Annotated in this window: 30 protein-coding genes; 16 read left to right on the top strand and 14 right to left on the bottom strand. The window is 40.0% G+C overall.

Features of this window, described 5'->3' with window-relative positions:
• The first annotated feature begins 14 nt into the window (after positions 1-14).
• Genes Q8O20_RS00375 through Q8O20_RS00365 form a run of 3 tightly spaced genes read left to right on the top strand, consistent with a single transcriptional unit; the run spans position 15 to position 1587 of the window.
• Positions 15-788 (top strand): HupE/UreJ family protein, encoded by a 774-nt coding sequence (locus Q8O20_RS00375; protein ID WP_305529544.1) that lies wholly within the window; start codon positions 15-17, stop codon positions 786-788.
• A 13-nt stretch (positions 789-801) separates the two neighbouring features.
• Positions 802-1179, top strand: coding sequence for a DUF6488 family protein (locus tag Q8O20_RS00370; protein ID WP_305529543.1), 378 nt, complete (start codon positions 802-804; stop codon positions 1177-1179).
• 57 nt (positions 1180-1236) lie between these two features.
• Positions 1237-1587: a DUF3147 family protein gene (locus Q8O20_RS00365; RefSeq protein ID WP_305529542.1), complete on the top strand. Its 351-nt coding sequence runs from the start codon at positions 1237-1239 to the stop codon at positions 1585-1587.
• Positions 1588-1606: 19 nt separating this feature from the next.
• On the opposite strand, the gene Q8O20_RS00360 is transcribed toward Q8O20_RS00365, so the two are convergent.
• Positions 1607-1735, bottom strand: coding sequence for a hypothetical protein (locus Q8O20_RS00360; RefSeq protein WP_305529541.1), 129 nt, complete (start codon positions 1733-1735; stop codon positions 1607-1609).
• Between the two features lie 215 nt (positions 1736-1950).
• Between Q8O20_RS00360 and Q8O20_RS00355 the strand changes: the two genes are divergently transcribed.
• Positions 1951-2145, top strand: coding sequence for a DUF2892 domain-containing protein (locus tag Q8O20_RS00355; protein WP_305529540.1), 195 nt, complete (start codon positions 1951-1953; stop codon positions 2143-2145).
• Between the two features lie 41 nt (positions 2146-2186).
• Positions 2187-2801 (top strand): Crp/Fnr family transcriptional regulator, encoded by a 615-nt coding sequence (locus tag Q8O20_RS00350; protein ID WP_305529539.1) that lies wholly within the window; start codon positions 2187-2189, stop codon positions 2799-2801.
• A gap of 4 nt (positions 2802-2805) precedes the next feature.
• Here the strand turns inward: Q8O20_RS00350 and Q8O20_RS00345 are convergent, their stop codons facing one another.
• From Q8O20_RS00345 to Q8O20_RS00330, 4 genes are read right to left on the bottom strand one after another with little or no spacing between them, the layout of a single operon-like run.
• Positions 2806-3234 carry a hypothetical protein gene (locus tag Q8O20_RS00345; RefSeq protein ID WP_305529538.1) on the bottom strand — a complete coding sequence of 143 codons (429 nt, stop codon included), beginning with the start codon at positions 3232-3234 and terminating at the stop codon, positions 2806-2808.
• Positions 3235-3714 carry a hypothetical protein gene (locus Q8O20_RS00340; RefSeq protein WP_305529537.1) on the bottom strand — a complete coding sequence of 160 codons (480 nt, stop codon included), beginning with the start codon at positions 3712-3714 and terminating at the stop codon, positions 3235-3237.
• Positions 3711-4223 (bottom strand): FMN-binding protein, encoded by a 513-nt coding sequence (locus Q8O20_RS00335; protein WP_305529536.1) that lies wholly within the window; start codon positions 4221-4223, stop codon positions 3711-3713. The genes Q8O20_RS00340 and Q8O20_RS00335 overlap by 4 nt, the downstream gene beginning before the upstream one ends.
• Positions 4223-5533 (bottom strand): porin, encoded by a 1311-nt coding sequence (locus tag Q8O20_RS00330; RefSeq protein ID WP_305529535.1) that lies wholly within the window; start codon positions 5531-5533, stop codon positions 4223-4225. The genes Q8O20_RS00335 and Q8O20_RS00330 overlap by 1 nt, the downstream gene beginning before the upstream one ends.
• A gap of 115 nt (positions 5534-5648) precedes the next feature.
• Between Q8O20_RS00330 and Q8O20_RS00325 the strand changes: the two genes are divergently transcribed.
• Positions 5649-6572 (top strand): FAD:protein FMN transferase, encoded by a 924-nt coding sequence (locus Q8O20_RS00325; RefSeq protein ID WP_305529534.1) that lies wholly within the window; start codon positions 5649-5651, stop codon positions 6570-6572.
• Positions 6573-6580: 8 nt separating this feature from the next.
• Here the strand turns inward: Q8O20_RS00325 and Q8O20_RS00320 are convergent, their stop codons facing one another.
• Complete coding sequence (locus Q8O20_RS00320) at positions 6581-6853, bottom strand: metal/formaldehyde-sensitive transcriptional repressor (RefSeq protein WP_305529533.1); 273 nt, start codon at positions 6851-6853, stop codon at positions 6581-6583.
• Between the two features lie 70 nt (positions 6854-6923).
• On the opposite strand from Q8O20_RS00320, the gene dmeF reads away from it, so the two are divergent.
• Both dmeF and Q8O20_RS00310 read left to right on the top strand, forming a co-directional pair.
• A complete protein-coding gene (gene dmeF / locus Q8O20_RS00315; RefSeq protein WP_305529532.1) occupies positions 6924-7859 on the top strand; it encodes a CDF family Co(II)/Ni(II) efflux transporter DmeF in 936 nt (311 codons plus the stop codon).
• 27 nt (positions 7860-7886) lie between these two features.
• Positions 7887-8444, top strand: coding sequence for a manganese efflux pump MntP family protein (locus Q8O20_RS00310; protein ID WP_305529531.1), 558 nt, complete (start codon positions 7887-7889; stop codon positions 8442-8444).
• A 328-nt stretch (positions 8445-8772) separates the two neighbouring features.
• On the opposite strand, the gene Q8O20_RS00305 is transcribed toward Q8O20_RS00310, so the two are convergent.
• On the bottom strand, positions 8773-9024 hold the full coding sequence (locus Q8O20_RS00305; protein ID WP_305529530.1) for a helix-turn-helix transcriptional regulator: 252 nt from the start codon (positions 9022-9024) through the stop codon (positions 8773-8775).
• A 104-nt stretch (positions 9025-9128) separates the two neighbouring features.
• On the opposite strand from Q8O20_RS00305, the gene Q8O20_RS00300 reads away from it, so the two are divergent.
• The 6 genes from Q8O20_RS00300 to Q8O20_RS00275 all read left to right on the top strand — a co-directional run bounded on the left by Q8O20_RS00300 (position 9129) and on the right by Q8O20_RS00275 (position 16692).
• Entirely contained in the window at positions 9129-10331 is a 1203-nt protein-coding gene (locus tag Q8O20_RS00300) for a hypothetical protein (protein ID WP_305529529.1), read from the top strand.
• Positions 10328-10720, top strand: coding sequence for a hypothetical protein (locus Q8O20_RS00295; protein WP_305529528.1), 393 nt, complete (start codon positions 10328-10330; stop codon positions 10718-10720). The genes Q8O20_RS00300 and Q8O20_RS00295 overlap by 4 nt, the downstream gene beginning before the upstream one ends.
• A gap of 378 nt (positions 10721-11098) precedes the next feature.
• A complete protein-coding gene (locus Q8O20_RS00290) occupies positions 11099-12268 on the top strand; it encodes a site-specific integrase (RefSeq protein WP_305529527.1) in 1170 nt (389 codons plus the stop codon).
• The gene (locus Q8O20_RS00285) at positions 12261-14681 is read left to right on the top strand and encodes a tyrosine-type recombinase/integrase (protein WP_305529526.1); all 2421 of its coding nucleotides are present in this window, start codon (positions 12261-12263) and stop codon (positions 14679-14681) included. The genes Q8O20_RS00290 and Q8O20_RS00285 overlap by 8 nt, the downstream gene beginning before the upstream one ends.
• On the top strand, positions 14669-16204 hold the full coding sequence (locus Q8O20_RS00280; protein ID WP_305529525.1) for a hypothetical protein: 1536 nt from the start codon (positions 14669-14671) through the stop codon (positions 16202-16204). Before Q8O20_RS00285 ends, Q8O20_RS00280 begins: the two co-directional genes overlap by 13 nt.
• Positions 16204-16692 carry a hypothetical protein gene (locus Q8O20_RS00275; protein WP_305529524.1) on the top strand — a complete coding sequence of 163 codons (489 nt, stop codon included), beginning with the start codon at positions 16204-16206 and terminating at the stop codon, positions 16690-16692. The genes Q8O20_RS00280 and Q8O20_RS00275 overlap by 1 nt, the downstream gene beginning before the upstream one ends.
• Positions 16693-16769: 77 nt before the next feature.
• Here Q8O20_RS00275 and Q8O20_RS00270 read toward each other — a convergent pair whose 3' ends face one another.
• The 5 genes from Q8O20_RS00270 to Q8O20_RS00250 all read right to left on the bottom strand — a co-directional run bounded on the left by Q8O20_RS00270 (position 16770) and on the right by Q8O20_RS00250 (position 19303).
• Complete coding sequence (locus Q8O20_RS00270) at positions 16770-17054, bottom strand: HU family DNA-binding protein (protein WP_305529523.1); 285 nt, start codon at positions 17052-17054, stop codon at positions 16770-16772.
• A gap of 107 nt (positions 17055-17161) precedes the next feature.
• On the bottom strand, positions 17162-17407 hold the full coding sequence (locus Q8O20_RS00265; RefSeq protein ID WP_305529522.1) for a hypothetical protein: 246 nt from the start codon (positions 17405-17407) through the stop codon (positions 17162-17164).
• A complete protein-coding gene (locus tag Q8O20_RS00260; protein ID WP_304739775.1) occupies positions 17404-17649 on the bottom strand; it encodes a helix-turn-helix transcriptional regulator in 246 nt (81 codons plus the stop codon). The genes Q8O20_RS00265 and Q8O20_RS00260 overlap by 4 nt, the downstream gene beginning before the upstream one ends.
• Positions 17650-17933: 284 nt before the next feature.
• A complete protein-coding gene (locus tag Q8O20_RS00255; protein ID WP_304739773.1) occupies positions 17934-18593 on the bottom strand; it encodes a hypothetical protein in 660 nt (219 codons plus the stop codon).
• A 56-nt stretch (positions 18594-18649) separates the two neighbouring features.
• Complete coding sequence (locus Q8O20_RS00250) at positions 18650-19303, bottom strand: hypothetical protein (protein ID WP_304739771.1); 654 nt, start codon at positions 19301-19303, stop codon at positions 18650-18652.
• Between the two features lie 137 nt (positions 19304-19440).
• Here Q8O20_RS00250 and pyk point away from each other — a divergent pair, with 137 nt between their 5' ends.
• Positions 19441-20937: a pyruvate kinase gene (gene pyk / locus Q8O20_RS00245; RefSeq protein ID WP_305529521.1), complete on the top strand. Its 1497-nt coding sequence runs from the start codon at positions 19441-19443 to the stop codon at positions 20935-20937.
• A 102-nt stretch (positions 20938-21039) separates the two neighbouring features.
• A complete protein-coding gene (gene cmoA, locus Q8O20_RS00240; RefSeq protein WP_304739767.1) occupies positions 21040-21756 on the top strand; it encodes a carboxy-S-adenosyl-L-methionine synthase CmoA in 717 nt (238 codons plus the stop codon).
• Positions 21757-21759: 3 nt separating this feature from the next.
• On the opposite strand, the gene Q8O20_RS00235 is transcribed toward cmoA, so the two are convergent.
• Together Q8O20_RS00235 and nth are read right to left on the bottom strand one after the other, a co-directional pair.
• The gene (locus tag Q8O20_RS00235; protein ID WP_304739765.1) at positions 21760-21975 is read right to left on the bottom strand and encodes a hypothetical protein; all 216 of its coding nucleotides are present in this window, start codon (positions 21973-21975) and stop codon (positions 21760-21762) included.
• Positions 21976-21989: 14 nt separating this feature from the next.
• A complete protein-coding gene (nth, locus tag Q8O20_RS00230; protein WP_305529520.1) occupies positions 21990-22637 on the bottom strand; it encodes an endonuclease III in 648 nt (215 codons plus the stop codon).
• Position 22638: the final 1 nt, after the last annotated feature.

The raw sequence follows: 22638 nt of genomic DNA, 5'->3' as shown, positions 1-22638 counted from the left end.
TTAACAGGATAGTTATGACAAAAATATTTTTCATACTCTCCGCACTTATAGCAGCTACCAGCGTTTATGCGCACGGTATTTCAAGTGCGGATATGCAGGCAATGATTGAGGGCGGAAATCTTCAATATATATGGCTTGGAGCTACTCATATGCTTAGCGGCTATGATCATCTCCTATTTTTATTTGGTGTCATTTTCTTTTTGACATCCTTCAACGATATCGTAAAGTTTGTGACAATATTTACAGTCGGGCACTCTATTACGTTGATTTTTGCAACGTTTATGGGGATTACCGCGAACTATTGGTTAGTTGATGCGGTGATCGCTATCAGTGTCATATATAAAGCGTTTGATAACAACAAAGGTTTTCAAAATTATCTAGGAATAAAAGCCCCTCCGCTTTTTTGGATGGTTCTAATATTCGGGTTGATTCACGGATTCGGTCTCTCTACACGCTTACAAAAGCTTCCATTGGGTGAACAAAACGGTGATATGCTGATGAGAATTCTTTCCTTTAATCTTGGGGTGGAGATAGGTCAAATCTTGGCATTGGTGGTGATGCTGATCGTATTGAATATTTGGAGAAAAACCAAAACATTTGCACGATTTAGTACCGTAGCCAATCACGCTTTGATGTTTGCAGGGTTTATGTTGCTACTGATGCAGTTGCATGGCTATTTACACAATGCGAATCAAGAAGAGTTTGGGTTTAATGCGGATGAGCATTATCATATCCATCAACAGATGGAAGCACCGGCTCAACCGGAATACACACACGAAAATTTATAAAAAAAGGATTAGCATGAAAAAAGCTATCGCAATGACATTAATAACAACAACTTTGGGTGCGGGATGGTTCGGGCTTGCACTTCATGCAGGAAGCGGACACGATCACGGTCCTAGTGGTCACACTCATGGAACAGTAAAAGAACAAGCGTCTAGAAATATGGTTATTACTTCTGCTAATCAACATATCAAACAGTTGGTCAAAGCCAATAAAATAGATGCAAGTTGGGAAGGATGTGCACCTGTAAAGACGGAGCAAAAGCGGTTTAATGCTACCCTTGAATGGGTTGTTCAATATAGAAATCCTCAAATTAAAGATCCTTCAAAGATGACATTATTTGTCTTTGTTGATGTATACGGCAAAGTTAACGCGGCTAATCACACAGGTAAATAAAATGCTATCGGCTATCATTAGGTAGCCGATACTTTATTGAATATTTAAGGAGCAATAATGACGTGGTTAATCGTAAAATATTTGTTAACCGCAGGGGTTGTGATTCTTGTCTCTGAAATGGCAAAGCGGAGCGATAAGCTAGGTGGACTAATTGCGGCTTTACCGCTGGTTACATTTCTAGCGCTGATTTGGCTTTATGTTGAACAGCAGCCTATGGAAAAAATCGCTAACCATGCGTGGTATACGTTTTGGTATGTCGTTCCGACCTTGCCGATGTTTTTAGCGTTTCCACTTTTGTTGGAGAGAATTGGGTTTTGGTGGGCTATGAGTGCTTCGGTAGCTATTACAATAGTGTGTTTTATCCTTTTCTCACTTATTGTCCGGCAGTTTGGAATAGAGCTGTGGTAATAACAATAAAATATTAATTTTAACTTAACAAATAGTAAGTCATATACAGTGCAACTGTAGTTTTCTTTACTTCAAATACGAACGCGACACCCCCTACAAGTTTTTCCAAATCTTCCTCACGCTGCTCTGTCGGGGCATCGAAACGCAAGATGTTTGTATACCATTAAAGTATCACCTTCTCGTAAAGCCTTAAGACACCCTCAAGCCCAAGTCTCTCATCTTTGACTCCAGAAATTTTAATTATTGACTATTTATAAATATTATAATTTAGTTTGTAACTCAGGTTACAGACACCCCTACCCTCAAAGAGCTACAATACTCCTACAAATTTAGAGAATCACATTCTCATCCAAGGAGTTTACAATGAAATGTAACGCAGGGAAAATCGATAGAGTTCTACGTGTTATTGCAGGAGTTGCCCTCATCGCATGGGCCATCATGAGCGGAAATATGTTTGGCTATGCCGGTGTTATTTTAGTGGTCACCGGTGTGGTAGGATTTTGCCCATTTTACCCTCTTTTAGGTATCAACACAGGATGCAAACTGAGCAACGACTGATGCCTCGTGCTATAATGCCTCATATCCCTTGAGGCATTACTATGGAACTTTCCCAATTTACCTTTTATTCTCATCTCTCTCCAGAGCTTCAAGCCTTTGTCCATAACCACGCCCGTCCGATCACCGTACCTAAAAATACTATTTTATTTTACCAAGGTGACGTCTGTAAGGATATTCTTTTTTTGACGGATGGCAGTGTCCGCCTCTATATCCAAGGCGAAGGGATCGAAGAGATCACCCTTTACACTCTCAAACCGCTGGAGCAATGCGTTGTCAACACCGCGAGCCTCGTCTCCCAAAACGTCGCTATCGGCACCGCTATCACCGAGAGCGATATCAGCGGCTACCTCCTCGATCATGAGTCTATCCGTTCTCTCATGACACAAAGCCCAGAGTATTTGAGTTTTATGTTTTCCCTCTTTACCGTCCGTCTCGCCTCTCTCGCCACACTCGTCGAAGACATCAAATTCAAGCGGCTCGATACACGTTTACTGGAGTGGTTAGCACAACAGGAGAGCAGTCGTATCGAAATGACCCATGAGCAAATCGCGACACAGCTGGGGACTTCTCGCGTTGTTATCAGCCGCCTCCTGAAAGATTTGGAACACAAAGGAAAAGTACGGCTAGAGCGTGGAGCTATAGAGAGGTTGATATAAAAAGCTAATTCTTTTTTATGGAGGCAAAGAAAGTGATAATCCAGACCCATCCCAATACAACTTCAAATCCTACAAAAAAAAGTATTTTTAGATAAGTAAAACTTTCTATTCCTAGTATTATGCCGATAGGAGTTAGTTGATCAAGTAAAAATAAACTAAACAAAAGGTGAAGAAAATATGTTTTTGTTTTTTGTTCGATAGTATCGATAAAAGATAAAAAATGGAGAAATGCCATGAGCGATATGGTAATAAAAAGAGTATGAGGCACTAACACTTCCAGCACTCCATGCAGTGATTTATCTGCATAATAAGTTTTTATCTCATCGGGAGTTATCCCTATATTATGGATAAAAAGCCATCCGCCAAGCAGAGCTTGCAGGATGATAAGTGCACCAAATCCTAATGCTAAAAACGTGAGAAGTTTCTGATTCATCTATAAACGTTTACGACTAAGCGACAAAAGAAGATCAAAGCACAATATAATGATGAGAGTATGAAAAACAATAAAAGCACTTAGTGCCGTGATGATCCCCATGGCGCCGATGAGTGATGAGCCTAAGAGCCCCAAAGGATACAAAAGTAATGCAATCAACAGAGCTGAAAACACGATAATTTTGCTCTTCATTGAACGTAATGTCCGTACATAGAGCGATGCAATCAGAATGAAGGTGATGATCAGTCCAAATAAATCGGTATGAATGCTCAAAAGCAAATCACTAAAGAGCATAGGATCAATAAACTCATCAGGATTTCCCATCACCGTTGATACCCATGTTTGGGGTGTGAGTCCGTATTCGATCTCTTTTGCTCCAAGACTAAGAACCATTGCAAGCATCAAGAGTAAGAGCATCCAAACAATGACTGCGCGTAAAGTAGGATTATCAGAGAGTTTTTTAGAGGCGATAAACTTCATAGTTTGATAATCTCTAGCAATTCAAGTGCCGCACGTGCTCCATCGGTGATTGCACGAGCCGAAAGGGTAGCACCAGTGGTGGTGGGAATGTCTTGATTGAGTTTGAGGGTATGGGAACTGTTTTTATTGTCAAATACGTCAAGCCATGTTTTACTCGGAAGGTATTCGAGTGGTTCGTTGAATGCGACAATTTCAATCGATTTGATTTTTTTGTCGCTTCCGATAAGATAAAGAGTAATGGCTGTTTTAGTGCGCACTTTTTTGTTCATCAAAACTCCATACCCGAGCGTCTGAGAACCATTTTTGGCAACATAGATGCGATAGAGTTTGGAGTCGATTTTTTGCTGTGAAGCTTTCGAAAGCTGAGCTAGCTGAGAATCGTTGAGAATGATATTCTCCGTTTCAACACTTTTGGAACCAAAGGTACGTTGAGTCAGTTCCAGCGGATCGCCCAAAACCTGGGCGAAACTGGTGGTGATCGAGAGGAGAAAAAGTAAAATGAGTTTCATCAAAAAATAAATCCTAACCCAAGCGAATAGATACCTTCATTGATGTACTTGGTTGTATCGGCAGAATTTTCATTATGTCGTAACATGTATTCTGCTTTTAGAACTACTTGATCATGCGGGAAGTAGTTTAAACCATAGGTATAACTTGTTGTTCTTCCAAATGAAGCTCCATTGGCCATTTTCGTTGCCAAATTGTAGTTTTCATATTGGAAAAATAGCGGTAATCGAGCACCTGATACTGTAAATAAGGGTAAAATATTATACTCTAAATTGAGATAACCGCCACGCGCACTTTCTGGCATATCCGTTTTATACGAATCAGCATTACTAAGATGGCTTTGGGTATACAGAGCACGTGCTTTAAACCCTTCGTTTTGGTAAGTAGCATGGATATCAACCATGGTCATTTGCCCCTCCTCGGATTGGCCTGCAACTTTCGCATTTCCTGCTTTTCCTGTATAGGCACTTGCACCCACTTGAAGACCGTTGATTCCATTATAATCGAGTCGTGCGACAATGGCCATGTTGTCCATCCCTTTATCACTCTCGTTTCCAACACGTGCTTTACGGATCCAATCTTTATCCGATACCGGAGTACCGGTTGTCGGATGATTCATATCGAGTGCGGTGAATGCTCCCACTTGATACTCAAGACTATCCGTTTTACCGTAAACACTCAGACCTAGTTCATGCCATGTCGATGGAATCAACTGTTTTTCAACATCAGGGCGCTGTACAGTATTGAATAGCGTCGGTTCATGGTAGAGATTGACGTATCCCATAGGGACAAGCTGATGACCTACGCGGATGGTTGCCAGTGGGTCGAGGATAAAATCGACATAGAGCTGCTCGATCGCCACCTCATTGCCATGCTCAAATTCGATTTCTGAGTTCAAGATGATAGTGTCACTAAATTTGTACCCAATGTAGGGGATAAAACGGTAGGTATCGCCATACGCATCTTTAGTATTACCACTCCCAACACTGTCGTTGTATTTTGAATAATAGAGTTCACCATACCCGCCGATAGAGAGAGGGTTTTTAGAATAATAGACTTTGGATGCCGCCGGACTTAATCCCTGTACATCTTTAGAGCTATCAATTACTGTAAATGTGGTTTGATTTTGAACGTTGATCAGCTCATCGGTCAATACTTTGGTTTGTTCAGCTTGTTTTTTATTGCTGTTCTCGAGGGTTTCGAGGCGCTCCATCAACATTTTCATCTGAGCTTTGAACTCACTGACTTCGTCTGCAGCAAGAGAGGTGGTGATCGCCATGGCAGCAACAGCACTCAAGAGGAGGTTTTTCATTGGTTATCCTTTATGATATTGATTATTAATAACGAAAGTATAATATATGAAGCTGAATTTAATATTAATAATGAAAATGCTTATCGTTTAGTATAAATATGGTACACTGTTGGTTATGAAATGGATATTATTTTTCTTATTGCTACCATTGTTACTGTGGAGTCAAACGCGTACACAAGCCCATATGGGAACACTGATCAGTGTAACTGTTGAAGATCAGCAATCTGGTGATGAGGTATTTGATCTATTTAGAGAGTTGGATCAACGATTATCGACGTATAAATCTGATTCGGAAATCTCACGCTTGAATCAAACGTATGAGCTGAATGTGAGTGAAACAACACGCAATATTCTGGTCCGTTCTCTTGAGATGAACAAAATCAGTGGTGGTGCTTTTGATGTGACTGTCGGTTCATTCACCCATAGTCTCTATCGTTTTGGATACGATGATGAGAAGATTCCGACGAATGATATGCTTCAAAAGGTCAAACAAGGTGTTGGTTATCATCGAATAAAAATAGATGAAAATCATGTCAAAATGGTTCCTGGTACACTCATCGATTTGGGGGGAATTGGTAAGGGATATGGTGTTGATTTAGCGATTGCAATACTCCAGCAAAAAAAAGTTTCAAAAGCGGTAATTGCGGCATCGGGTGATATTGGCTGTTTGGGTGAGTGCAGTGTGGAGATTCAAGACCCCTTTCATCCAGAAGGTGTCGTCGGAGTGATTAGATCGACCAAGAAACGTTTAGCAGTGAGCACAAGCGGTAATTATGAACGTTATATCAAAAATAAATCCTACAATCATTTGATCAATCCTAAAACGGGAAAACCGCAACAGAGGTATGCATCCATTACCCTCATTGATGATGAGGACAATACCCGCCTCGATGCTCTAGCGACTGCAGTTTCCATTATGGATGAGAATAAAGCTCTCGCAATGCTGGAGTCTTTGTCTATTAGCTATTTACTTATCCGTAATGACAAGTCAATCTTAATCAGTCAAATGCCCTCGGGTGTCACATTAGAATACAAATAAAGTATGTTTTATTTTAAATACGAACGCAAAACACCCACCAGCTTTTCCAAATCTTCCTCACGCTGTTCTACGGGGGCATCGGCACTCAGATGTTCGCGTATATACCCTTCCAATACCTCATTCATCAAACCGTTGACCGCTCCTCGGATCGCAGCGATTTGTTGCAAAACGGCGGAACATTCATTTTCATTATCCAGGGCTTTCTCCAACGCTTCAGCCTGCCCTTTGATTCGACGTACGCGTGTCAATAAAGCTTTCTTACCGTGTATCGTATGTGCCATAATTTTCCTTTTTTAAACATTATTAAGTATACTGGGGTATAGTATCATAATTTTTTAGCAGAGGCAAGCAATGAACAAAGGTTCCAATCCCCTTATCCACTCCCATCAGTTTGATGAAGGGAACCCTGTAGCTGAACGCAAAACTAGATTCGCCGTTATACTAACCCTAGTCATGATGGTTGCCGAAATCATCGGCGGGTATTATTACGGCTCGATGGCTCTCCTTGCCGATGGATGGCACATGAGTACCCACGCCCTCGCCCTCGGACTCTCAGTAGGGGCGTATGTTCTAGCACGCCGATACGCGCAGGATGGTCGGTTTGCGTTTGGTACGTGGAAGATTGAGGTATTGGCAGGCTATACCAGTGCTCTCTTCCTGCTTGCAGTTGCTCTGCTTATGTTTTACCAATCCATAGAACGGTTGATTGCACCGGTAATGATCCATTACCATGAAGCGATTTTTGTTGCAGTCCTCGGATTAGTGATCAATCTAATCACGGCATGGCTACTGGGAGACAATCATCATCACGACCATGATCATCATGGAAATCACCATCATCATGACCACGATCATGATCTCAATCTACGTTCTGCCTATTTGCATGTATTAGCGGATGCTGCGACCTCGGTATTGGCAATCATCGCCTTGATAGCAGGGATGCTATGGGGTGCATCGTGGCTTGACCCTGTAATGGGGATCGTAGGGGGTGTGTTGGTGAGTGTGTGGGCGGTGGGGTTACTGCGCGATACGGGGAGAGTCCTCCTCGATGCACATATGGACGATCCGGTAGTTGAAGAGGTACGTGAGGTAATTGCACTCGTTGATCCCGAAGCTCATATTACCGATCTACACGTATGGCGAGTGGGAAAAGGGAAATACTCCGTTATCCTCTCATTGCACAGTAATAACGGAATGAGTCCGAATGATTTTCGAGATGCCCTATCGATTCACGAAGAGCTGGTACACGTCACGGTAGAGATTAATCAACCCGATATTTCGCTATAATTCGCCACTTATTTCTCAGGATACCGTATGAATGAAACCCTTCTCATCCTCGCCATAGCATTGGCGATGGACTCCGTCGCCGTCTCGATCGCCATCGGCTCAAAATACAAAGATTTACTCATCTCTAAAGCCCTATTTGCCGCTGCTGTTTTCGGATTTTTCCAAGGGGCGATGCCGATTGCCGGATATTTCATCGGGATCAGTTTCGCCGAATACGTCCAATCATTCGACCACTGGATCGCCTTTGTCCTCCTTGTAGGACTGGGCGGTAAAATGCTCTATGAAGCGTATCAAAACGAGTTTGACAATGAAGTGAACGATCTCTCTACCAAAGCTCTTATCACATTAGGTATTGCTACTAGTATCGACGCAATGGCTATCGGAGTGACATTTGCTTTTTTACAAACCGATATTTATACAGCGGCAAGTGTGATCGCACTGGTAACTTTTGTGTTATGTATCGCTGCGGTCTATATCGGGAAAAAACTAGGGTCACTTTTGGAGAGTAAAGCGGAGATGGTTGGTGGAGTAATTCTGATAGGACTTGGCTTTAAAATTCTCTTAGAACATCTTGGAGTGTTATAGCATCTTATTTAATCTTCATTTTAAAAAGTGAATCTTATCAAGATATAAAAATATCTATAAACTATTAAAATGTTAGAAGAGTAAGAATAGTGTACGGGAAACAAGTGTTTTCCGTATACTCTTATTATCAAGTCCAAAGCCATCTGATAAGCAACAAATTATTATACGAAAAACACTGTCGAATTTATAGAATATACGGATACTACATTTTGAAGTTTTCCGACATGAAGAATTTATCCTAAATACTGGCAAGTGGATAATAAAGAGAAGGAATGTTTTGGATATCTAATATTTGATACCAATACGCTGTATCTTTTCTATTGAAACACTAAGTATTTATTAATTTGCACATTGCAATATCAAGTATCTTGGCGATTTTATACAGGTGCTCAAGATTAAAATGCTTTCCATCACTACATAATTCTGCTGCCGATACCAAACTGACCGAATTGTAACCCATTGCATTCGAGAGCTGAAGCTGGCTCATCTCTTTCAGTTCTCGATATTTTTTAACATTCTCTCCGATTCTTTTATACATCAAACTGATTTCATCATCAGAAAAAACTATTGATTCTTGCATTTATCTTCTTCATTAAAATATATGCACGAGTGTAGTTTCTGTTATACTTTTAAACAACCCACTATAGTGGGTTTAATAATTATATTCCAGCGGGAGAGAGCAGAGTGTACAAATACGCAAAATATCTAATCAGGCTTGATCATTTATCGCAACAAGAAAAAAAAGAACTTCAAGAGCAATATTATTTAAATGTCAGACCTTCATCGCTGATTGAAAAATATCGAATTGACGTTTCAACAACTAATCTTTATAAATGTTTTCCACCTGTATCATCAAAAGAAAAATGTCCTTACTGCAAATTTCCCCTTGGGTATCTACCTACTTCTAGGCATAGCATGGGCACAGACAGGCAAGTGTGTTTACTGTGTGACCATTTACTTAATAATAAAAAGTGTAATTGTAATGGCTGTAAGGAATTGAAGCGCCAAATAAATCGGGTAAAAGAGCTCAGTGAACGGTTTAAAGACGAAGCTATCTCGGGGTATATCAATAAAACAAAAAAACAGCCGGTTGAAATTAGTGAGTTAACTCTTCGCGACCGTCTTTATCTTGCGGCACTCGTCAAAAATTGTTTAACAAACGATCTAAAGGTCTTGAAGCCTTTTTCAAAATGCCCTCATATTCGTTTGGCACCTACAACGAAATATGCACAGAAAATTTATACTCATTTAATCACAAGAGGAATTATCTGCCTTAGTGATCGAAGTCATAATGCATTTGTGCTTGAAAATGATACGCTAGAGTATGATCTATTTGAAATTTATTATGAGCTCAACATATCACATGATGACACCACATGGTCAACACTCATCAAAACTCTACTTGCCCCTTCAATATTACAAGCTCAAGAAATAGAAGATGGATATGAATTGTGGACAGAAATCGTATTACATGAGAGTATCGAATATTTAAGGGTACAGCTTGAAAAATGCGGCTTGATATATCAGTCACTAGTGATAATCAACGATAAAACTCTTTTGGAACTATCTACGGTAACAGAAAAATTTTCAACTACACAGATGTTTAAAATTATCTGGGCTGTCGCAAATAGCGCTGCCGCATATAAACAAAAATACAAAAAGAATCTATCAGTCGAGTCCATCACGGACAACCTAGTCAAATATGCCAATAAAGCCATCGATAGGCAGTGGGAGATGGAAGGTTATGCTCGGGCATATAATAGCCCCCAGACTACTATTTCAAGTATTTTATTCAATCAAGTTCTTACTATCAAAGAAAAAGGATTTTTGTCAAAAGCATCAATTGATTACCTAGTCCATATGCACACAAAGGAAAAATTACAATGAAGAACAAACTCAAGGTCATCGGACATTTTATGGGCGACAAGCTGATGGAAGGGAATGTTTTAAATCTAAAGCTTGGTGAAGTGCGCTATTACCCTCAAGACAATCCAAATATATTAAGAGACACAGTTCGGGAGATATCACCCCAAACGCTTATTCGTATCTTGTCTACTCTTTTTTATGGTTGTATTGTTGATGTAGATGAAGAGAATAATCTTGTCAATCATATTCGATATGGTGATAAAACAATGAACTACATCATTAATAAGGCATATATTTGCATCAAAGAAGCAACACAGGAATACGATGGAACAATTGCGTATCTTCATAATGGATACATCTTGATTTATAAAGAGCAGTTTCATAAAAAAGAATCATCTAATCATTTGTAATTCACATGGAGTGGAATATGGCACATGAAAAAATAATTCTTTTTTACTATATTCTTTACGATGTGATGCGTATGTGCGAGACGGAAGGTAAATAATTAAAATCAGTCCAGTTTGAAACTATACGGGACCGTAAAACGAATTTATTTTTTTTGATGCGGATGATTTACGGCTACTATCTAACGTTAGTAAGGAGGAAATTACGATACATTTAAAAATGGGATATATATGTTTTAGAGATATGTTCCTGAGAACGTTAACGTGAAGAATTGAATAGAAAGTATTAATTATAGTGTATTTTAGACTACAATATATGTCTGAATCTGTAAATCATGAATATAGAATATCCGTAACAGTTATTTTTTTAGCAAGAGCATAATAATGATATATCGTATCAAAAATGGAAGAAAAAGGCATAAAAATGGCAATATTAGCCATTTTTACTTTATTTGTACCCCAAATATACCGGATTTTTATTCAAGCTTATATGTCAGTAACCGTTCTAAAAACTCTTTAGAATATGGCAAGCGAGTAGGATATGGTCTTGTGAAATATTTTAACTTTTTATCTGAAAGAGGTATACAGTATTGGAATGCTACTGATGAAGATGTCAAGGCATACATGCTCTATATTATTAATTTTGATGTCAAAACTGGTGAGATTGTAAGCGAACCTAGTGCTGGATATAAGACAATCATGAAGCACAAGGATTTGATCGTCAGGTTCTATAAATTTCTATGGCAATTCGCAGATCATAGCGTTCTTCAGATTCATCGATGGAAAGATGGAGGATTATTGGAATACAAGACGGCACTAACTTTACGTTGGGACAGTGTTGAATCGGTTGCTGATGCGATAATTGATTTGTTCCTCACTAAATTCAAGACAAATATTAAAGAGTACATTATGGAATACTCCGATGAGGAAATCCATGCAATCTACTCCAACTTCAGTAATTATCGCAATCGTGCAATTTTTCTGTTGACATTACATGGTATGAGGATTGATGAAGTTCTTTCTATCAAGCTGAAAGATTATGATCCTAAGAACAGCACTGTGAAGCCGAGTAGATCTAAGGGTACTGGACGCGGTAGAAAACGTACTGTGGCTATCGGTGATCAGACGGCCTCCGTGATTGAGAACTATATTCGTCATGAGCGAAATAAGGCAGAGATGAAAGCAAAAAAGTTAAATGATGCTTTATTTGTGAATACTCGAATAAAAAATGAAGAGGTAGCTTTTACAGAATATTCGGCAAATTCATATAGAAGTGCTTTAAAAACAGCTGCTAAAAAAGCTGGTATTAAAGGAGCGGTGCGAACACACTCAGGACGATCTGATAAGGCGACGAAACTAGTTAAAGACATGGTGAATGGCGAGCTGAAATTAACAGATGAGACGATTCGTCACATTATGGGTTGGAAAACGATTGACTCTATTAGGCCGTATGTAGACCATGCAAATGCGGAGATTGCACAAGAATTTGCTAAAAAGCATGCTGAAGACTTAAATAAGCGTTTATTGGAACTAAAAGGAAAGCTTGATGGTTGAGTACCTGTATCATAAAAAACAGGGCAACTTTATTGTCATCAACGGAGAACGATTTCGTAGTATTAAAATCAAAATGGAATATCTTAAAGACATTTCTATGCATTCTTATGACTGGTATTTGTTTTTGGAAAACTTGCTTGACAAACAATTGACCTTACTGGAGATTGCTGAGCGAGTGTTTGGGGAAAAGCGTAGTAGTGCCTTGGAAAAGGCAATTTGGACAATGCTGGAGATGGCATTAGTAAAACATTCAAAGCTTGTACAGGAATATCTTGAATCACATACCCACAAGTGTTTCGGTCAATATTGGATTCATCGGTATGCGTACTTTGAATATCATGGGTTCAACATGAAAAAACTCGGATTTCTGAGAAACAAGTTTGATTGCGGAATGGATAGATTTGAAGCTGAAATGCAACATCTGATCGAACAAATGTTGTACTTGGGAAAAAATGATATCACACTTACTTTGAGAATACTTCCATTGGATCGATATGTTGCTGATGTGAACTATATGAGCCAAGGCTGGAAAAAAATCACTCTTGATTACAAGCAGTCATTCGCATTGCACAAAGACATCAGAACTTCATTGGCATTGATATGTGATATCCAAGAAGCGCTGTCAAGTAAGAGGTCTTTAAAAGGTGTAGCAAACCATTTTAATGTTGCGAATTCAACAGTAATCATGTATGCGCTGATTGCATGTCAAGAATTGTTCGTAAAAGCCCTCAAAAAAGAGCTGAGATGGCAGATGCTTAACAATGAAGAGATTTCACTCGGCAAAGCATTACAAGTACACATTGATCAAGAAGCGAACCTTTTATACAAACTAAAAGAGATACTGCCGGATTTTTATGATCAGTTGATTGGATTGAGCTCAAAATACCAGTATTTGCAGGCAAAGCTATATCGCGTGCTAAATAGGATCCACGTCTCAAAAAACGTTAAAACATACTGCTTCGGATATGTTCAAAATAACAAGTGGAAAAGTTTTTCGATCGAGCTTGGTGAGCTTGTAAACGACTCTATAGGTAAGGATCTGAAGATCTATGCAATGCACCGCGCAGCACAAAACAAAGATGGATCGGTGGTGCAGAAAACAATCCAATTTTTCAAGTATGTAAAGTCTTCTTTAAATCGCTTTAACGTAACTGCAACGGGGATATTGGAGAGTGATGTTTCTGTATATTTGAGTACGTACAAAAAGCCTAATGCAGTGCGCTCAGCAAAGAACCATATTGCTTCATTCTACACATATTTATCCAACCAAAGAACGATTGAAGGTCAGAGTGAGGCGGAATCCCTCAAAAAGATTCAGAAAATGATTGCTAGGGACTTTTCCGTAAAAGTCAGTGAGCCAGAGAATCCTACTATGCCGCTACCAGAAGAGGTATATCTTGTTATTCGTTTGTATCTTGATGAGCTTGAAGCAGAAATAAAAAACGCATTTCTTGTGATATCGGCGACGGGGTGCCGCCCTTCGGAGATTGGGTATATCGAAGTTGACTCTTTGGTATATGACAAAAAAATAGGATGCTATATTTTGGAAATTTATGCAAATAAGCAAGTAAAGGCTTATGCAAAGAGAGGGAAAAAACCGATTAGAAAAGTGCCCATATACGATGAAGAGGTAATTCAAGCTTTTCATGAGCAGGTGTTGCTGAGTAAAGCGGTCAGAATGGAGTCTGGAAGTCATGCGATATTCATCAGGCGTAATCAAAACCGTGCTCATCAGGTTAAGTATCATATACCGTCCACAAGAGAGCTCACAAAACCGATCAATTTACTAATAGAAAAATATAAGATTAAAGCAGACCTTGAAGCGGATATTTGGAAATACACACCATATCAGATGCGTTCGATGATCGCAACTGCAATGGTAGAAAAAGGTCATGCACCTGAAGAGATTAAGGCATTTTTTGGATGGATGAGCATCCACACACCTGAGAAAGCCTATGCGTATATTCGCGAGCGCAAGGTTGAAGAACTTAATACGGATCTATTCAGAAAACACTTCAAAGTATCATTGGATGAAGAACGCCTTCAAGCCTACACCAGGGAGGAGAAAGAGCAACTGTTTATTGAGTTGTATGTTCACAAGCGAAAGATGGAATATGGGGAATGCGTCCGGCATCCGATTATGGGGGAATGCGGAAAACTTCAGGCTGTTGAGAGTTGCGCAAGCTGTGCTCGTATGATCACGGATGTTCCATATCTGAAAACATGGATCGAATTTAGAGATAACCAAAAAAATATCTTGGATTCGATAGTGATCGAAATGGAAGCAGAAGGGATTTCCAGTCGTGAGTATGCTACATGGGCTGAATATATTATCCAGCAGCATCGACTCGAATCGTACCAGAGTGTGGTTGATGAACTTGAAGTAGAGAAGGAAAGAAGATGCCAGCATTAAAAAAACCAGCGTTTGTCTGGAAGGTCACATTTCAAAAGCTTCTCAATGAGCAATTCAATGATGAAAAGAAGGCTGAGCAAGAGCTTATCGTTACATTAGGGAGGTATTCGACTTCATTATTTGAGAATGAGTCATGGGTGCTGGATAAGCGCTCCAATAAGTCTCATCCAGACACGATTTCTTTCAGAGATCTTGGAAAGCTTGGCAACAGAGGAAAATATCTAGCTAAACTGTTTGTTGTAGCTGGGTTGAATCGGGGAAGCGGTAGAGATCTCCAAACGCACTTGATTAACTATTATCAGTTTCTCTCCGAAAAGAAACTCAATCTACATCAGGTTCAAAAAGATACGTTAGCACATTACACAGTATGGCTTGACGCCAAGGTCGATGAACGAAGTGCAAAGTTGATATCCGAGGTGTATAAACATAAACTGTTCTATATTGCCATGAAGTTTCATTCAGTGATGAATGGACACTCTTTTATGGCATATATTGAGGGTATCGAGGCTATTGAAAACCCATATGACCGAAAATCTAAAGATAGCAAGTATAAAGTGATTGATCAAGATGTTCTAGAAAAATTGGATGCACATTTCAATACAGATGTAGCACCTCTTCATATCAGAGTAGCCTATTGGATTATGAGATTGTATGCCACAAGACCAGAGGATACACTTAACTACCCATTGGATTGTGTGAAAAGGCTCACAGATGAGATGGCGACGATTAAACATGCTGTTGTAAAAAACTCCGCTAATAAAGGGGAAATTGAGTACAAGATGGGTTTTTTAAACCTTCAGGAACCGATGCAGAAAATTCTGTTTGAGCTTATTGGAACACAGCAAGGCATTGCATACGAACTTCAGGTTGCTTCAGATAAAAAAGACTTTCTGTTGACGTATCGACATGTCGTCGATAAATCAATTTGCACATTATCCTCACTAAGCTATTCTAGATATATACGTTCAGTACAGATGGACCTAAAAATTTCAGAAGCTAGACGTGCAGTGCCAAGAGACTTCAAAAAAACTGGTATTACACTGCGGATGGAGTCCGGCTGGACAAGTCCTCAATTAAAACAATTTGCCAATCATCGCTCCTATGGTTCATTGGATGCTTATTCAGCTCCATCAGACAGCTTTATGATATTTGAGCAAAAGAGGCTTTTGGAAGCAAAAGGCGATATAAAATCCCGCTATTACTGGAAAGGATCTATAGTTAATGGTATAGGTGACAAGTATGAAGAGAACTTATTAGCAAATCCAAGAGCCCATAAGATAGCCGATCTTGGTTATTGCCCCGATGTTGCTAGTTGTGGAAACCATTTGGAATGTTTGGACTGTGATGACCTGATTCCTGATGCGGATCTTGAAGGCTACTATCTTGAACAAGTAGATAGGTACTTGACGATAGCGGAAAAACAGGTTGAGATTGGAGAAGAGACGAATGCGAGGGATTCGCATCATAGGGCGGCTCTCTTCGCATCCTTATACAACAAAGTTCAAATTAGAAAGGAGAAATAATGGGGAAGCGAGGCAATCCTAATTTAAACAAAGATGCAGAACAGAAAAAAGAAAGAGCCACAAGCCTGATTCGACAGGCTGTGAAGTCATTGGAACAAAACCATGAGATAAAGAGTATTCCCGCAGTCAGTGCTAAGACCAAAGAACTTGATCCTGCTGGCAAGGGCCTCAGTGAAGCTTCATTCAGGAACAAAGAACTTGAACATATTCAGTCGCTCATGCTCGAATTACGAATAGGTAAATATGAAGGCTTATCGGTTGCTACTGCTGAAAAAGATACTGATATTGCTGATCAATTATTACAGGCTAAGAAAGAGCTTGAAAAAAAGGATAAAGAGATCAAGAAGCTTAAGCAGAACAAGAAGCAACTGAACGAAAAGATTAATGTATTATTTATAGAGAATGAAGAATTGAGAACTGCGATGTACGAAGTCGAAATGAAGTTTAGAATTAGTAACCCATTTAAGGTTGCAAATAACAAAATTTAGAGAGAAAAATTACAGAAATAAATTGTACTATTTGATAGTACAATTCACTTCCTGCATATAGGGTCTTTAATGAGGTATTATTTACCTAATTCCACTGAATCTTTAAGACTTTTGCCCGGTTTGAATTTAGGAACCATTTTATCTTTTGTGCTGTAAGTTTTGCTAGTTCCTGGAACTTTACCGCTTTTCCCTTTTTGAAGAGTAGATGTAAAGCTTCCGAATCCTACCAAGGAAACCTCTTCTTTTGCAACGAGTGCTGCAGTTACCGCTTCAGTGAATGCTTTGATAGCTGTTTCAGCTTCAACTTTAGTTTTGTAACTACCGCTTTTTTGAACCAATTCTACGAATTGCGCTTTATTCATTTATTGCCCTTAATTTAGATATGCGAATAACACTTAAAACACCCCCTACCCACGAGCACGTAAGGGGGAAAAATGTTTTAGCCGCGAATACTTTAATATCTCTTACCTTAAAATTTTCTTCTTTTTTGTATTTTATTGAATAGTTTTGTTATTTTGTGGTTTTTAAGGCCATTTTTTAGCCAATTTTTTGAATGTTGGGCAAACATGAGGGGTGACACAAGCTTTTTAGTATCGAAATCGACGGAGAAATTTTTACTCCATATAGACCATTTTTGTAGGAAATTTTGTGACGATGAGATCGATAAAAAAACCTCTTCCAATCCGATACGCTCTTGTTCACTTAAACTGCTCATGATGTATGTCCTAACTTATTAATTTTTCGTACAACCCGAATGATCTCATCATCCTCAAGCATCCCCAACATTTCAAGAACTGCTTTGGCGGCTTGAGGTTTGGCGTTTCCCAATCGCCAATCTTGATACGTTCGCATAGAAATGCCAAGCTCTGATGCCATCTCTTTTTGGGATATCTTCTTCCCGTTACGCCCAGCCTCAACGGCATTATGAAGAAGATTAAAGAGATCACTCATTTCCATTGCTCCATTGTAATATCCTTTTCTTAAAATAAACATTAAACTGTATGAAATATAATTAAAACTACACTTTTATACTTTAAAATAGTACATAAGTAACAATAAAACATACATAGCACAAACTATTCCAAGTATTAAAAGATATAAAACGTAGTAAACATACGGGAAACCGTATTATAGTGACGCTAAAAAATAGGAAGGTAAAGAGGCGATAAAAAAACGAGTGGAAACTATAGGGATTTAAGAGAGGGGAGAACGTGTTTGGTTTAAGAAAGGGGGATTACCCCTTATGAGAGAAAATCGGTGTAATCGTATTTGGAGAGGTCGACGTAGAATTCCCCCTCTTTTTGGATAATACGTATATCACTTCCGTAGGCGAGTTCAAAACGGCGTTTGACAGCCTTACGCTCATCTGAGCCCATTCCGATAAACTTGAGATAACGTTTAAGTTCGATAATTCCGCTGGAGAGTGAGGGGGCAACAGGTGCTGATTCGGTGATGTCCACATCGTGAACACTGTTGTCACGGGAGAGAAGCAGTTTTGTGTTGATTACTTCAAGGAGATTTTTGAGCTGTTCATCTTTCGCGGTATAGATCTCTTCAATCCGTTCACGTTCCGCAATAAGCATTTGCTCCTTGTCGTTGACTAAGCGATCGATTTTGGTTTCGAGCTCTTTAATCTTGAGTTTGAGATGTTGATTCTCTTTTTGATAGAGGGCAATAATCATTCCGACAGTTGTTTTCTGAGGAGCAGGTGCCGCTGCTGAGGGTTTGGCGTGTTGGGCAAGCTCTTGACGTTTTTCTTCATCCAAGGAGCTTCTGGGAACGATAATATAGGTAACGCCCCCCTCGATAATATAGTTGAGTCGTTTTGTCCTGAGCTTATTTTGGATCATCTCTTTGGACATTTTAAAGGTTTTGGCATATTCATCGACGGTAAAACGCATACATCCTCCTTAAGGATATTATGAGTGTTATATTACCCAAAAAAGAGTCTCTCCGATTATGGTTTCTTAGGTGAAGCTAGCCAAGAGGGTTTTGGTGGAGGGATAATCCCCCCTTTTCTCATCCAAATGAGATAGCCTTTATGGGTGATGTTGTGTTTATCCTGAAAAGTGTGCAGTGAACTGTGGCGGAACTCACATTGTTCCAAAAGGTGATGAAAATCTTTGTGAATCTCTAAAAACGCTTGCAGCGATTCATACGCTGAATCGGAGATGATGACGGTGCTGACGACGAGATTTTTGATTTCGACGTATCGTGCGCATTCATTTAAACCGTCTCCGATGAAATTTTCATTTCCTAAAATATCTTCAAAATGGTGTACTTTTCCCGTATGCACCGCGACGCGAATCCCTTTGAAATAAGGGTACTCTTTGGCGATATAATCGGAAAAATGGATAAATGAAAGGCCTAAGATCGGTCCGAATCCCCGTAGTGAGGGGTGAAGGATACAATAAAAACCATCTCCCGTCGGGATCATCCCTTGAAGCATTTTATCCATCGGGATACCGGATGCCTTTAGCATTTTTAGGATCATTTTTTTATAGGTCAGAGAGAGGTATGAGATTATTTCAAGCTGCTCATCCATCCGCAGACGAGAGAAATCGATAATATCGATGAGGACAATATCGGTAGTGATTGCTCTTTTGCTCATACTCAAACCTGTAAAACTAGAATTATTTCAATTGTATTCAAAAATTGCTGAGATTGGCTAAAACATGATCGAATCGGTTTTATGAATGGTACCAAAGTGTGTTACTATATCCGAAAATATCTATTTAGGTTGGCCTTATGCAAAAACGAACCAAGATTTTAGCAACGGTTGGTCCCGCTTCGGATAACGTAGAGACCCTTGCCTCCCTCATCAAAGCCGGCGTCAATGTTTTTCGTCTCAATTTTTCTCACGGTACTCATGAGTACCATGCACAGGTTCTCGCCAATATTCGCTTGGCAATGTGTGAAACGGGATTGATTGTCGGGGTGATGCAGGATATCAGCGGGCCTAAAATCCGTGTCGGAAAACTGAGCGAAGAATTCTGTTTGGAGAGCGGTGATCGGCTTGACTTCCATTATGAAGCGTGTTTGGGAGAAAAGATAGAAGAGGGGCATTACCGCCTCTCAATCAGTGAAAGCAGTGTCCTTCGTATGCTGAAAATCGGTGATTTCGTCTATTTGTACGACGGTCTTATCCGCGCCCGCATTGTAGAAATCGGTCATGAATATGTCCAAGCTATGATTGAGAATAAAGGGAAACTTACATCGAATAAAGGGATTAACTTTCCCAATACGAGACTCGGTATCGACATTTTGACCGAGAAAGACAGAATTGATATCGGATGGGGGGTAGCAAACGGTGTTGATTTTATGGCGATATCCTTTGTCCAGAATGCTCAGGATATGATCAATGCACGTGAAGTCGTCCGCTCATACGGCGGAGAGGTACAGCTTATCGCGAAAATAGAGAAGTTTGATGCGGTGGAAAACATAGATGAAATTTTGCGCCATTCGGACGGGCTGATGGTAGCGCGCGGTGATTTGGGGATTGAAGTTCCCTATTATCGTGTTCCGACCATTCAAAAAATGTTGATCGATAAAGCCAATGCTCACTCCAAACCGGTTATTACGGCAACACAGATGCTGTTGTCGATGACCGAAAAAGAGTCCGCTACACGGGCGGAGATCAGTGATGTCGCTAATGCAGTGTTGGATGGAACGGATGCCGTGATGCTCTCAGAAGAGAGTGCCGTCGGGCATAATCCGGTGTTGGTAGTAGAGACGATGGTCAATACGATTCAGGCTATTGAAGAGATTTATCCCTACGAAAAATTCAATTTCGGATATGACGATGCGATGGATATGGTGAATGAATCGGCGGTACGTTTGGGAGATTCACTGAACGCGGAGGGGATAATTGCGATGAGTGCATCGGGGCAATCGGCAAAAAAACTCTCCCGTTATCGACCGAAAATGACTATTTATGCGGCGACGCATGAAGAGAGGATCGCACGTTTGCTAACCATAGTGTGGGGCGTCGTTCCCGCCTATCTGATTAAAAAAGGGCGTATTGAAGATATGTTGGGTGATATCATCCAAAGCGGTTTGAAACGGGGTATTATCGATAAAAACAACACCTATATTTTTACGGCCGGATATCCGATCGGTACTCCCGGAACGACGAACATTATCCGAATTTTGCGGGAAAATGAGATCACTTTTTTCGGAGAGACGAAGTCAAACCCAGGCAAAAGTAAAAAAGCAGACGATAATGCGGTTCCCACATTATTTTAAGTGGACTAAAAATTGCTTTTTGAAGTGCGAGGGGCATAAACAATTGTTTCGTCACTAAGTATGCCCCTCAAAACCTCTCTCCTTTACGCTACAATTACTTTTATGAAAACCGATACTTTATTTACCAAACCCATTTCAAAACAGTTTGAATTCGATGCCGATGTGGCGGCAGTATTTGATGATATGCTTTTACGCTCCGTACCGTTTTACAAAGAATCACAATCACTTACCCGACGATTCGCACTCAATGCCCTCTCAAATGGGGGAATCGTATACGATTTGGGATGCTCAACCGCATCGTTGTTGCTTGAAATTGAACGTTCGATCGATAAAGAGGGAAATGTCCGCTTGGTCGGCATCGATAACTCTCCGGCAATGATTGAGCATGCACGAAAAAAACGTGAAGCATACGGTTCGGCAATTGAACTTTACGAGGGAGATATCCTCACTTTCCCGTATGAGAAAGCACAAGTGATTATCAGTAATTATACGCTGCAATTTATCCGTCCGATGGTACGAGATGCTCTGGTTCGGACGATTAGTGATACGCTGAATGAGGGTGGCGTTTTTATCTTCAGCGAAAAAGTAGTGAGTGAAGATCCAAAGTTGAATAAAGAGTTGATTGATTGCTATTACGATTTCAAAAAAGTACAGGGATACAGTGAATACGAGATTGTCCAAAAACGTGAAGCACTCGAAAATGTTCTTATCCCCTACACAATGAACGAAAATATTCAAATGGCAAAGAATAACGGATTTAAAACGTGCGAAGTTCTTTTCCGATGGGCAAATTTTGCCACTTTTATCGCTATCAAATAAAAGTTATCGGACGCTTCCGCGATTAGGATTTTGGTTGGATTCTAACGCATCTTTGATATCAGAATAATCGACTATGTTTTTGTCGCATTGTTTATGATAATACCCTTGAAGATCATAATACTCTTCACAGTCGCTATAGTAGCGTAGAGTTACACCCCGCTCATTAAAACATCCCACGAAAAAAATTGGCAGTAAAAATAATAAATAGTGTTTCTTCATGCGGATATTGTATCTTATCTGGGTTTAAACCCATCCTTACTTTTACAGAACTCATTTAAAAAACATTCCGTGTCACATTTTGGGTTTTTAGCGGTGCAGATATAGCGACCAAAGAGTACGAGCCCCTGATGGAGTTGATGGAGATTGGTTTTAAATTTTTTTACCAGTGTCTCTTCGGTAGCCGTGGCACTCACATCATCACTGAGCCCCAATCGGTGACTTACCCGAAAAACATGGGTATCTACCGCCATCAGATTGGCCTGTGTGTATTCAATGAGAACGACGTGCGCCGTTTTTTGTCCCACTCCGGCGAGTGTCACCAACTCTTTCTCATCCAGCGGTATTTCCCCGCCGTAAACCTCAACAACCCTTTTTGCCATAGCGATGAGGTTAAGTGCTTTGTTATTAAAAAAAGAACAGCTTTGTATGAGGCGCTTAACCTCTTCGATATCAGCACCTGCCAAAGCTTCAGCGGTAGGGTAGGCTTTAAATAAAGCGGGTGTAATGAGGTTGACCCGTTTGTCGGTACATTGGGCGGAGAGGGCTACGGCGATGACCAGCTCAAAGGCATTGAGATAGCTAAGCTCCGTTACGGCATCGCTATAGCGCTCCAAAAGAGCCGTTTTCAGCCCCTCTATCTCTTTTTTTGTTGCTTTTTTCATC

Source organism: Sulfuricurvum sp. (genome assembly GCF_030691015.1).
GTDB lineage: Bacteria > Campylobacterota > Campylobacteria > Campylobacterales > Sulfurimonadaceae > Sulfuricurvum.
The sequence above is the reverse complement of the archived record's forward strand: the minus strand, read 5'-3'. Positions and strand labels throughout refer to the sequence as shown.